The organism is Lentzea sp. NPDC036949 (assembly GCF_055608075.1).
In genome coordinates this window covers 129,083-140,716 of sequence record NZ_JBVJRA010000007.1, presented here as the reverse complement: position 1 = coordinate 140,716, position 11,634 = coordinate 129,083, and the positions used below count along the sequence as shown (strand labels likewise).

The window sequence follows — 11,634 nt, the reverse complement described above, 5'->3', positions numbered from 1 at the left end:
CGGCATGCCCGGTGAGAGGATAGAGCAGTGGGAAGACAGCGGCCCGAGGCAGAAGCGATCACCGAGTCGATCGACTCCGGAGTGGCCGAACTGGTGCCCGAGGTGGGGAGCCGGAGCTCGTGGACGTTGCGCGTCAACGGAACTCCGCAGTCCCATGTGGACCTCGACGACCCGACGTACCTGGAGTTCGAGTACGTCCGCCGGCTGGGCCACGTGGTCGACCTCATCGCACCCGCCCGCGTGCTGCACCTCGGTGGTGGCGCCCTCACGCTCGCCCGCTACGTCGCGGCGACGGTGCCGCGCTCGACCCAGCAGGTCGCGGAGATCGACGCGGGCCTGATCGCGTTCATCCGCCGCGAGCTGCCGCCACCGCCGCGGGTGAAGATCACCACTGGGGACGCGCGGGCGGTGCTGGCCCGGTCCCGGCCCGGTTCGTTCGACCTGATCGTGTCGGACTGCTTCGCGGGGGCGCGCACACCGGCGCACCTGACGTCGGTCGAGTACGTGCGGCAGGCGTCGGCGGCGCTGGCCGATGACGGCGTCTACGCGGCGAACATCGGTGACGGCAACGGCCTGCAGTTCGCACGGGCGCAGTGCGCGACCGTGCGCGCGGTGTTCGAACATGTCTGCGTGCTCGCCGAACCGGGTGTGTTCCGGGGCCGGCGGTTCGGGAACTTCGTGATCTTCGCGTCGCACACCGGTCTGCCGATGCAGCAGCTGACCCGTGCGACGGCGAGCGACCCGTTCCAGGGCCGGGTGGAGCACGGGACGGGGCTGACGAAGTTCATCGGCGGCGCACCCGTGACGACAGACGCGACGGCGACGCTGTCACCGGCGCCGCCGTCCGGCCTCTGGGGCACCTGACCCACCCCTGCCGTGAAGCGATCCGCCAAGCAACCGTTCACCCACAGGAGCCCCACCAGCCTCACTTCAACGCACGCGGGGCGCTTTCGTGCACCAGAAGCGCACGAAAGGGCCCCGCGTGCGACGAACAAGGCGGCGGCAACGGGGCTAGTCGAGCGAGGTCACGAACTTCGACACGGCGTCCGGGTGCAGCTTCTGCGCCATCCGTCCCGCCGGTGCGAGCGACCCGAGCCGGTACAGCGGCCGGTCGGCCGGCGCCACCCCACGGGCTTCAGCGCGCAGCTGGGCGACCAGCAGCTCCGAGAACACCAGCCCCGGTGTGTCGCCGCGGCCCGCCAGCGTGTCCGCGAGCCGCCGCAGCTGGTAGATGCCCAGCTCACGGCCGCCGACACCGGAGTACATCGACAGGGCGACGTTGATCGCCTTCTTGCCGCCGCGCACGAACAGGCCGACGGTGCGGGCGCCGCGCAGGTCGGTGACCAGCAGGTCGAGCCCGTCGGCGGTGTTCAGGTCGACGGTGCGGGTGCCGAACGCACGGACGTGCACCGAGCTGCCCTCCAGCCACACCGTGCGGCGGGCCTCGGACATGGCCAGCAGCACGACCGGCAGCGACACGACCAGGAACGTGATCACGCCGGCCCAGCGACCGCCGATGAAACCGACGATCGCGCCGAAGGCCAGCGCCACCATGAAACCGCCGATCGCGACCATGCGGGCGCGTTTGCGGACGGTCACCTTGTCGAGCAGGTCCAGGGAGAGCTTGTCGTCGGCGCTCACAGGGCGGTCCGCACCGCCTCGACCACGTCGGTCAGCGCCACGGACACCTGCTCGCCCGTCGCCAGCGTCTTCACGCCGATGGTGCCCGCCTCCAGGTCGCGTTCGCCCAGCACGAGCGCGAGCCGCGCACCGGACCTGTCGGCGGCCTTGAACCCCGCCTTCATCGACTTGCCGCCGTAGACGAGGTCCGTGCGGATGCCGGCCGCGCGCAGCTCACCGGCGACCGCGACCAGGCGGGCCCGCGCGGGCTCGCCCAGCGGAACGCCGATCACGTCGACGCGGCTGAGCTCCGGCAGCACGCCCTCGGCCTGCGCCGCCAGCAGCGCCCGGTCGACGCCCAGGCCGAAGCCGACGCCGGAGAGCTCCTGACCACCGAGCTGCGCCATCAGGCCGTCGTAGCGGCCACCGCCGCCGATGCCCGACTGCGCGCCCAGCCCGTCGTGCACGAACTCGAACGTCGTCTTCGTGTAGTAGTCGAGGCCGCGGACCATGCGCGGGTTCTCGACGAACTTCACGCCCAGCTCGGTCAGGTAGCCCTTCACGAGCTCGTAGTGCTCACGGCACGCGTCGCACAGGTGGTCCACCATCAGCGGTGCCTCGGCGACCAGGGCGCGCACCTCCGGCCGCTTGTCGTCGAGCACGCGCAGCGGGTTCAGCTCGGCCCGCTGACGGGTCGGTTCGTCCAGCGGCAGCGTCGCCAGGAACCGCTGCAGCAGCTCGCGGTACGCCGGGCGGCAGTGCGCGTCGCCCAGCGACGTCAGCTCCAGCCGGTAGCCGGTGAGGCCGAGCGCGCGGAAGCCCGCGTCGCCGACGGCGATGACCTCGGCGTCGAGCGCCGGGTCGTCCACGCCGACCGCCTCGATGCCGACCTGGTGGAACTGCCGGTACCGGCCTGCCTGCGGAGCTTCGGCGCGGAAGAACTGGCCCGCGTAGTAGAGCTTCACCGGCAGCGGGCCGCGGTCGAGGCTGTGCTCGATCACGGCCCGCATCACGCCCGCGGTGCCCTCGGGGCGCAGCGTGATGGAGCGGTCGCCGCGGTCGGTGAAGGTGTACATCTCCTTCGTGACCACGTCGGTCGACTCGCCGACGCCGCGCGCGAACAGCGCGGTGTCCTCGAAGACGGGCAGCTCGACGTAGCCGTAGCCCGCGAGCTCGGCCGCGCGGGTGAGCGTCGACCGGACGTGCGTGAACGCGGCGGACGTCGGCGGGATGTAGTCGGGAACGCCTTTGGGAGCGGAAAACACGTGTCTCAGAGTCCTCGGTGCGGGGCGGCCGGAGCGTCTCGCAGCTGAACCAGGTAGGGGTTCGTCGCGCGCTCGCGGCCAATGGTCGTCGTCGGTCCGTGGCCGGGCAGCACCACCGTGTCGTCGGGCAAGGTCAGGACCTTGTCCTGCAGGGACGACAGCATGCGGGAGTGGTCGCCGCCAGGCAGGTCGGTGCGTCCGATGGAGCCGGCGAAGAGCGTGTCACCCGAGATCACGAGGCGACCGCCCTCCTGCGCGCCGGACCGGAACATCACCGACCCGCCGGTATGGCCAGGGGTGTGGTCGACGGTGATCTTCAGCCCGGCCAGGTCGAGCTCGGCTCCGTCGTCGAGGGTGCGCACCTCGGAGGGTTCGCGCATCTCCAGGTTGCCGCCGAAGAACGCGGCCGACTCGCGGCTGATGCCCTTCAGCGGGTCGGAGAGCATGGCGACGTCGTCCGGGTGGATGTAGGCCGGGACGTCGTTGCCGTCGCAGACCGGCGTCACGGAGAACGTGTGGTCGAAGTGACCGTGCGTGAGCAGCACGGCGACCGGTGCGAGCCGGTGCTCGCGCAGTGCCTGCTCGATCGGCTCGACCGCGTCCTGACCGGGATCGATGATCACGCAGGGCTCACCCTCACCGGTCGCCAGGACGTAGCAGTTCGCCTGGAGCGCACCGGTCGGGAACCCGATCACGAGCACGAGAATGACCTCCCTAGTCCCCGACAGCGTAACCACTACACAAAGGTCATATGCCCAGGCCCTAGACTCCCGAGCCGACCGCCCTATTCGCATGAGTCCCTGGGGAGGGAGCACGTGCCCACCAACGAGCAGCGACGCGCGAACGCCAAGCGCAAGCTTGAGCGTCAGATGGTGTACCGCCAGGAGCGGGCCAAGAAGCGTCGCATCATCGCCGTCATCTCGACGGTCGTCGTTGTTGCGCTCGTCGGAGCCGGCGTGTGGTTCCTCTCCACGCACGACTTCGGCAACGGTGACGCGGAGGCGTCGGAGACCCCGCAGCAGGAGTCGGTGGACAAGGCGGAGAACATCCCCACCGCGCTGCACGCCGTCCCGAAGCGCCCCACCCCGCTGCCGGAGAAGGTGAGCTGCGAGTACACCAAGGGCACCGAGCCGGCGGCCAAGGAGAACACGATCCCGGCGAACGGCGAGCAGCCCGCCACCGGCACCGTCGGCGTCACGCTGGGCACGTCGATCGGCGACCTGAAGTTCAACCTGGACCGGTCGATGGCGCCGTGCACGGTGAACAACTTCGTGACCCTGGCGAAGCAGAAGTACTTCGACAACACCACCTGCCACCGGCTCGTGGTGACCGGCATCCAGGTGCTGCAGTGCGGTGACCCGGCCGGTACCGGCACGGGCGGCCCTGGGTACACGTTCAAGGACGAGGTCTACCCGGAGATGACCTACGGCCGCGGCGTGCTGGCCATGGCGAACGCGGGCCCGGACACCAACGGTTCGCAGTTCTTCATCGTCTACGGCGACGGTTCGAACCTGCAGGCGAAGTACACGATCTTCGGCACGGTCGACGAGGAGTCGCTGAAGAAGATCGACGAGGTCGCGAAGACCGGTACGGTCTCGCAGACCCCCGGCCAGGGCGACGGCAAGCCGAAGACGCCGGTCGACATCAAGTCGGCGACGGTCGCGAACTAGTCCGCTCAGGTGCATTTCGCGCGCTAACTCTTCACACGCAGAAGCCCCCGGCCGATTCGGCCGGGGGCTTCTGCGTCTTCCCCGTGGTGCAACGATCTCAGGTGTCGCTGTCGTTTCGCTGACGCCCGATTTCACGGGCTCCCGGTGGTCAGGATCAGGACGCCGACGTGACGCGGTAGACGTCGTAGACGCCCTCCACGCTGCGGACGGCCTTCAGGACGTGCCCGAGGTGCTTCGGGTCGCCCATCTCGAACGAGAACCGGCTGACCGCCACCCGGTCGCGTGACGTGGTGACCGACGCCGACAGGATGTTCACCCGTTCGTCCGCGAGCACCTTCGTGACGTCGGAGAGCAACCGGTGCCGGTCGAGCGCCTCGACCTGGATGGCCACCAGGAACACCGACGAGGCCGACGGGGCCCACTCGACGTCCAGCAGCCGTTCCGGCGACTTCAGCAGCTCGTCGGCGTTCGTGCAGTCGGTCCGGTGCACGGACACGCCACCGCCGCGCGTGACGAACCCGAGGATGTCGTCGCCGGGCACCGGGGTGCAGCAGCGGGCGAGCTTCACCCACACGTCGCCCGCGTCCTTGACGATCACACCGGCGTCGCCGGTGGGGCGGCGGCGGGTGACCGTGGACGGGGTGGCGCGGTCGGCGAGCTCCTCCTCGGCGTGCTCGACACCGCCGAGCTGCGCGACGAGCCGTTGCACGACGTGGCGGGCCGAGGTGTGGCCCTCCCCCACCGCCGCGTACAGCGCGCTCATGTCCGGGTAGTGCAGCTCCTTGGCCAGGGCCTGCATGGAGTCGACGGAGACGAGCCGCTGGATCGGCAGGCCGACGCGGCGCACCTCCTTGGTGATCGCCTCCTTGCCCTGTTCGATCGCCTCTTCCTTGCGCTCCTTGGCGAACCACTGCTTGATCTTCGCCTTGGCCCGCGGGGAGGCCACGAAGCTCAGCCAGTCGCGCGACGGGCCCGCTCCCTCGGCCTTGGACGTGAAGATCTCGACGACCTCGCCGTTCTCGAGCTTGCGCTCCAGTGCGACGAGGCGGCCGTTCACGCGGGCGCCGATGCAGCGGTGGCCCACCTCGGTGTGGACGGCGTAGGCGAAGTCGACCGGGCAGGACCCGACCGGCAGCGTCTGCACGTCCCCCTTGGGGGTGAACACGAAGATCTCGCGGGCGGCGAGGTCCCAGCGCAGCCCTTCGAGGAACTCGCCGGGGTCGGCGGCCTCCCGCTGCCAGTCGAGGAGCTGGCGCATCCAGGCCATCTCGTCGATCTCGACGGACTTGCCGTTGTGCGTGCCCTTGGTCTCCTTGTACCGCCAGTGCGCCGCGATGCCGTACTCGGCGCGCTGGTGCATCTCGTGCGTGCGGATCTGCACTTCGAGGGGCTTGCCGTCGGGACCGATGACGGTCGTGTGCAGCGACTGGTAGACGCCGAACCGCGGCTGCGCGATGTAGTCCTTGAACCGGCCGGGCATCGGCTGCCACGCGGCGTGCACGACACCCATGGCGGCGTAGCAGTCGCGCACCTCGTCGACCAGGATGCGCACGCCCACCAGGTCGTGGATGTCGTCGAAGTCGCGGCCGCGGACGATCATCTTCTGGTTGATCGAGTAGTAGTGCTTGGGCCGGCCCTCGACCTTCGCGACGATCCGCGCCGTGTCGAGCTGCCCGTTGAGCTCCGCGACGACGGTCCGCAGGTACGTGTCGCGACTCGGCGCGCGCTTGGCGACCAGCCGCACGATCTCGTCGTACTTCTTCGGCTGCAGGATCGCGAACGCGAGGTCCTCCAGCTCCCACTTCACCGTCGCCATGCCCAGCCGGTGGGCCAGCGGCGCGAGCACCTCGAGGGTCTCGCGGGCCTTGCGGGCCTGCTTCTCCGGCGGCAGGAACCGCATGGTGCGCATGTTGTGCAGCCGGTCGGCGAGCTTGATGACCAGGACCCGCGGGTCCTTCGCCATCGCGATCACCATCTTGCGGATCGTCTCCGCCTCGGCCGCTGCCCCCAGCTTGACCTTGTCGAGCTTCGTGACGCCGTCGACCAGTCGGGCGACCTCCTCGCCGAAGTCCTCTTTCAGCTGGTTGAGCGAGTAGTCGGTGTCTTCCACCGTGTCGTGCAGCAGCGCGGCCACCAGCGTCGTGGTGTCCATGCCCAGCTCGGCGAGGATCGTCGCCACGGCGAGCGGGTGCGTGATGTACGGGTCGCCGGACTTGCGGCGCTGCGGGCGGTGCTTCTCCTCGGCGACGTCGTACGCGTGCTGCAGAAGCGCCAGGTCGGCCTTGGGATGGAGGTCACGGTGCACGGCGGCGAGAGGTTCGAGGACCTGCTTCACCGGGGCCGCACGTTGGGCGGTGATGCGCCGCGCCAGGCGGGCGCGCACACGCCGGGTAGCCGACGGTTGAACAACCGTCGCAGCGGGTTCGGTGTCTTGACTCAACCCCACGCTCCTCGGGTCTCGCGAGTACCGAGGATAACGCGTTCGCGCTGACAGAACTTCCGGTGGCGCGCTGAGCGGCACAGCTCACACGGTGAACGCTCGGGAAACTTCCGCTGGGCCGATCAGGCGACGCGGGCCAGGAAGGCGCGCCAGGCGTGGATCGTGAACACGAGCCGGTCACCGTTCGCGTTCTTCGAGTCGCGCACGAGGACGTCGTCGACGAGCGAAACCTCGACGCACTCGTCGCCGTCCTGGCCACCGCTGTGGGTGCTCTTACGCCAACTCCGTCCGGAAGTCATCAGCGTCCTCTCGCGGTCCACTGACGTACTTCGCCAGCAGACTTCGCGATTGTTCCGCATCCAAAGCGTGCGTCTCAGCCACGCGAAGAACCTCTTGCCCTCTCTCACGACGGCAGGGTCCTGCGAGAACACCATCGCAACCTCGTTCTCGGTGTAGACCACGGGGTCTGCCTTGGCGAAGCTGAACAGCGTGCGCCGACCGCATCGCCAGGGTCACGCCCGCCGAGATCGGCACGATCCGCAGTACATGCGTGTTGAAGAGCGCCTGCAGGTAATGGTCCTCCATGAGTGCTCGCGCAGCCGGCGCAGCTCGTCACCGAGGTCTCTGCTGCAAGCGGTGGAGGTAAGCGCAGCCATGTCTGGGGAAAGTACGGATTGCAGGCCCTCCACGGACTTGCTCGTAAGGGTGAAAATGGTCCGGTGAGGACTTTCCTGTGGTGCGGTGCGATGAACGTCGTCTGGTTGCTCGCCATGGCGTACGGGGCCCTGCAGGAGGTCGGCCACTTCGACCAGCGCGCCCTGCTCGGCACGGGCACGGCGTGGGCGCTGGCGACGGTGGCGAGCTGGTCGCTGCTGCGGCGGTCGACGCGCAGGCACGCGGTGTGGGAGTACGCGGTGGTGACGGCACCGGCCGCGCTGGTGGCGCTGGTGCTGGTCACGACCGGGGCGTGGTTCGTGTCGCCGCCGGGGCCGGGCAAGCCGCTCGCCTGATCCGCGCAACGTGAAAGGGCCCGGTGACCGACGGTCACCGGGCCCTCGGCACGAGAGCTCAGACGGCGAGCAGGGCGTTCACGTCGCGGCCCGCCAGCCTGGAGCGGCCACCCAGGGCCGGGATCTCCAGGACCACCGACACACCCGTCACGATGCCGCCGGCGCGCTCCACGAGCGTGCAGGCGGCCTCCGCGGTGCCTCCGGTGGCGAGGACGTCGTCCACGACCACCACGCGCTGACCGGGCTGGATGGCGTCCGCGGGCAGTTCCAGCGACGCTTCGCCGTACTCCAGCGCGTACGACACGCGGTCGGCGACGGCGGGGAGCTTGCCGGGCTTGCGCAGCGGCACGACGCCGTAGCGCCAGCCGTACCCGAGCGCGGCACCCAGGAGGAAGCCGCGCGACTCGATGGCGGCGATCACCTGAGTGCTGTCGTCGATCTTGTCCTGCAGGGCGTCGACCACGGCGCGCAGGGCGTCCGGGTCGGCGAGGACGGGCGTGAAGTCCCGGAAGACGACCCCCGGCCGGGGGAAGTCCGGGACCTCACGCAGCAGTCCCAGTGCACGATCTAGCTTCAACGCTGGCGCTTTCCGGTCGGGCGGCCGCGACGGGTGTCGGCGACCTTGGCGGTGCGGTGCGGAACCGACGCGGCGGCGGCCATCGCCTCTTCCTTGCGCAGGTCGGCGGCGAGGGACTCCTCGTCGGCCGACTCGATGCCCTCGGCGTCGGGCGCCACACCGACCGACGCGGCCTTGGCGCGACGAGCGGTCACGCGCTTGGCCTGCGCCACGTACTTCGGGTCGCGCAGCTTCAGGTCCACGAGGACCGGGGTGGCGATGAAGATCGACGACAGGGCGCCGATGAACATGCCGACGAGCTGCACCAGCGCGAGGTCCTGCAGGGTGCCGACGCCCAGGATGCCGACGCCGACGACCAGCAGGCCGATGACCGGCAGCAGCGCGATCAGCGAGGTGTTGATCGAACGCATTAGCGTCTGGTTGAGCGCCAGGTTCGCGGCCTCGGCGTAGGTGCGGCGGGTCAGGCCCAGCAGGCCGCGGGTGTTCTCCTTGACCTTGTCGAACACGACGACCGTGTCGTACAGGGAGAAGCCGAGGATCGTGAGCAGACCGACGATCGTCGCCGGCGTCACCTCGAAGCCGATCAGCGAGTACACGCCCGCGGTGATGACGACGTCGTGGAACACCGCGACGAGCGCCGCGACCGCCATCCGCCATTCGAAGTAGAACGCCAGGAACAGCGTCACCACCACGAAGAACCAGAACAGCGCCCACAGCGCCTTGCCGCTGATCTCACCGCCCCAGGACGCGGAGACGGCGCTGTCGGAGATCGCCGACGGGCCGCCGCGCGGGCTGGTGTCGGTGGCCAGCGCCGACTTGAGCGCCGAGACCTCCTGCACGTTCAGCGCGGGCGACTTGACCTGGATGGTCGCGCTGTCGCCGGTGCCGACGGCCTGCACGGCGTTCGGCTTCTTGCCCGGCAGTGCCTTCGCGAACACGTCCTCGACGGTGGTCGTCGTGATCGTCTGGCCGGACTGGGAGATCGACGGCATCGAGATCTTGGTGCCACCGAGGAAGTCGATGCCCAGGTTGAAGCCGTTGAACACCATCGAGCCGATGCAGACCAGCAGGATGATGGCCGACGTGATGTACCAGCGGACGCGCTTGCCGACGATGTCGAAAGCGCCGTTGCCGACGTAGAGGCGCGTGAACACGTTGCTCATGTCAGGCCTCCTTCACGGCGGTCTTGCCGGACCCGGCGCGGTGCGACGCGCCCTCGCGGGCGGCACCGCCCAGGCCGGACAGGCTCGGGTTGGACAGGAACTTGGACTTCGAGGCGATCGCGACCAGCGGGTGCGTCACGAGGAACACGACCACGAGGTCGAGGACCGTCGACATGCCCAGGGTGAACGCGAAGCCCTTCACCTGGCCGACGGCGATCACGTACAGCACGGCGGCGGCGATGAAGCTGACCGCGTCGGCCGACAGGATCGTGCGGCGGGAGCGGACCCAGGCGCGCGGGACGGCCGAGCGGAACGACCGGCCCTCGCGCACCTCGTCCTTCAGGCGTTCGAAGAAGACGATGAACGAGTCCGCGGTGATGCCGATGGCGACGATGAAACCGGCGATGCCGGCGAGGTCGAGGGTGAACCCGATCCAGCGGCCGAGCAGCACCAGCACGCCGTAGACGATCACACCGGACAGCGCCAGCGACAGGATCGTCAGGATGCCCAGGAGGCGGTAGTAGAACATGCAGTAGACGAAGACCAGCGCGAGGCCGATGCCGCCCGCGATGAGACCGGCCTTGAGCGACTGCAGGCCGAGCGTCGGCGAGATCGTCTGCGCCTCGGAGGAGTCGAACGACAGCGGCAGCGCGCCGTACTTCAGGGTGTCGGCGAGCGACTGCGCCTGCTTCAGCGTGAACTTGCCGCTGATCTCGGTCGAACCGCCGGAGATGGCCGCCTGGATGGTCGGCGCGGACATGACCTCACCGTCGAGGACGACGGCGACGGCCTGCTGCACGTTCGCGGCGGTGAACTTCGACCACTTGTCGCCGCCCTCGCTCTTGAAGTCGAGGTTGACGACGTAGCCGGTGCCGTTCGGGTTCGCGTTCGCGGCGGCGTTGCTGATGTCCTCGCCGGACAGGCGCGAGTACGTGGTGTAGTCGTCCGGCTTGACCGTGGTGTCGCCGGCGGCCGGGTGCACCGGCGCGAGGATGTACTTGAACTCGCCGGCCTCGTCACAGGTGACGAGCGGCTTGTCCAGGTCGTCGTTGCCGCGCAGCGGGTCGGCCTTGGAGCAGTCGAGCAGGAGCGCGGCCTGCTGGAGGGTCTGCTGGTCGCTGCTCTGGCGCAGCGCCTTGGCCTCCTGGATCTCCTTGGCGATCTTCGGGTCCACGTTGCCCGGCACGGACGGCTGCGAGCTGCCGGGAGCCGACGAGGACGGCGGGGTGCCGGCCGACGGCGGCGCGCTCGACGGCTGCGCTGCCAGGTTCGGAGCGGGACGGCCCTGCGGCGCGTTGCTCGACGACGGCTGGCCCGCTGACGCGCTCGGGGGCGCGGGCGTGCTGGTGGCCGGGGCGTTGCTGCCCGACGGCGGAGCGGACGTCTCGGACGGCATCGCGGTGCCCGCCGGGATCGGCTGGCCGACGACCTTGCGGAACGCGAGGCGGGCGGTCTGGCCCAGGCCCTTCGCGCCCTCGCTGTCCGCGCCGGGCACGGTGATCGTCAGGTTGTTGCCGTCGCGGACGACCTCGGCGCCGGAGACGCCCAGACCGTTGACGCGCACCTCGATGAGGTCACGCGCGCGGTTCAGCGCTTCCTCGCTGGGCTGCGCGCCGTCTTCCTGACGCGCTGTCAGCGTGACGATCGTGCCGCCCTGCAGGTCGATGCCGAGCTTCGGTTTGGCGGAGCCGTTGCCCGTGAAGAACACAAGGGCGTAAAGCGCGACGACGACGACGGCGAAACTCGCCAGATACTTCGCGGGGCGAATTTGCCCGGCCGGAGGTGCCACGGTCCGTCCGTCTCCTCAGTTGACATGTCTCAGCGGAGGCGCAGATTACCCTGCGGGTTGTGAGCTGCGCGTCACTCCCCGGCACCGGTTTGCGCCGTTC

General features: G+C 69.6%; 11 protein-coding genes. 3 read left to right on the top strand and 8 right to left on the bottom strand.

What is annotated here, in order from left to right:
- The first annotated feature begins 27 nt into the window (after positions 1 to 27).
- Entirely contained in the window at positions 28 to 864 is an 837-nt protein-coding gene (locus ACZ7CD_RS21000; protein WP_360392303.1) for a spermidine synthase, read from the top strand.
- A 147-nt stretch (positions 865 to 1,011) separates the two neighbouring features.
- Here ACZ7CD_RS21000 and ACZ7CD_RS20995 read toward each other — a convergent pair whose 3' ends face one another.
- From ACZ7CD_RS20995 to ACZ7CD_RS20985, 3 genes are read right to left on the bottom strand one after another with little or no spacing between them, the layout of a single operon-like run.
- Entirely contained in the window at positions 1,012 to 1,641 is a 630-nt protein-coding gene (locus ACZ7CD_RS20995; RefSeq protein WP_458430983.1) for a hypothetical protein, read from the bottom strand.
- Positions 1,638 to 2,885, bottom strand: coding sequence for a histidine--tRNA ligase (gene hisS, locus ACZ7CD_RS20990; RefSeq protein WP_470370900.1), 1,248 nt, complete (start codon positions 2,883 to 2,885; stop codon positions 1,638 to 1,640). Before hisS ends, ACZ7CD_RS20995 begins: the two co-directional genes overlap by 4 nt.
- Before the next feature lie 5 nt (positions 2,886 to 2,890).
- Positions 2,891 to 3,586: an MBL fold metallo-hydrolase gene (locus ACZ7CD_RS20985; RefSeq protein WP_458430981.1), complete on the bottom strand. Its 696-nt coding sequence runs from the start codon at positions 3,584 to 3,586 to the stop codon at positions 2,891 to 2,893.
- A 114-nt stretch (positions 3,587 to 3,700) separates the two neighbouring features.
- Here ACZ7CD_RS20985 and ACZ7CD_RS20980 point away from each other — a divergent pair, with 114 nt between their 5' ends.
- Positions 3,701 to 4,555: a peptidylprolyl isomerase gene (locus tag ACZ7CD_RS20980; protein WP_360392310.1), complete on the top strand. Its 855-nt coding sequence runs from the start codon at positions 3,701 to 3,703 to the stop codon at positions 4,553 to 4,555.
- A gap of 154 nt (positions 4,556 to 4,709) precedes the next feature.
- Here the strand turns inward: ACZ7CD_RS20980 and ACZ7CD_RS20975 are convergent, their stop codons facing one another.
- Both ACZ7CD_RS20975 and ACZ7CD_RS20970 read right to left on the bottom strand, forming a co-directional pair.
- Positions 4,710 to 6,995 carry a RelA/SpoT family protein gene (locus ACZ7CD_RS20975; RefSeq protein ID WP_458430980.1) on the bottom strand — a complete coding sequence of 762 codons (2,286 nt, stop codon included), beginning with the start codon at positions 6,993 to 6,995 and terminating at the stop codon, positions 4,710 to 4,712.
- Positions 6,996 to 7,117: 122 nt separating this feature from the next.
- A complete protein-coding gene (locus ACZ7CD_RS20970) occupies positions 7,118 to 7,294 on the bottom strand; it encodes a DUF397 domain-containing protein (RefSeq protein WP_470379528.1) in 177 nt (58 codons plus the stop codon).
- Positions 7,295 to 7,714: 420 nt separating this feature from the next.
- Here ACZ7CD_RS20970 and ACZ7CD_RS20965 point away from each other — a divergent pair, with 420 nt between their 5' ends.
- Entirely contained in the window at positions 7,715 to 8,005 is a 291-nt protein-coding gene (locus tag ACZ7CD_RS20965; protein ID WP_470379527.1) for a hypothetical protein, read from the top strand.
- Positions 8,006 to 8,063: 58 nt separating this feature from the next.
- On the opposite strand, the gene ACZ7CD_RS20960 is transcribed toward ACZ7CD_RS20965, so the two are convergent.
- From ACZ7CD_RS20960 to secD, 3 genes are read right to left on the bottom strand one after another with little or no spacing between them, the layout of a single operon-like run.
- The gene (locus tag ACZ7CD_RS20960) at positions 8,064 to 8,582 is read right to left on the bottom strand and encodes an adenine phosphoribosyltransferase (protein ID WP_470379526.1); all 519 of its coding nucleotides are present in this window, start codon (positions 8,580 to 8,582) and stop codon (positions 8,064 to 8,066) included.
- Entirely contained in the window at positions 8,579 to 9,745 is a 1,167-nt protein-coding gene (gene secF / locus ACZ7CD_RS20955; RefSeq protein ID WP_458430977.1) for a protein translocase subunit SecF, read from the bottom strand. The genes ACZ7CD_RS20960 and secF overlap by 4 nt, the downstream gene beginning before the upstream one ends.
- A 1-nt stretch (position 9,746) precedes the next feature.
- Positions 9,747 to 11,534 carry a protein translocase subunit SecD gene (secD, locus tag ACZ7CD_RS20950; protein WP_360392326.1) on the bottom strand — a complete coding sequence of 596 codons (1,788 nt, stop codon included), beginning with the start codon at positions 11,532 to 11,534 and terminating at the stop codon, positions 9,747 to 9,749.
- Positions 11,535 to 11,634 lie beyond the last annotated feature (100 nt).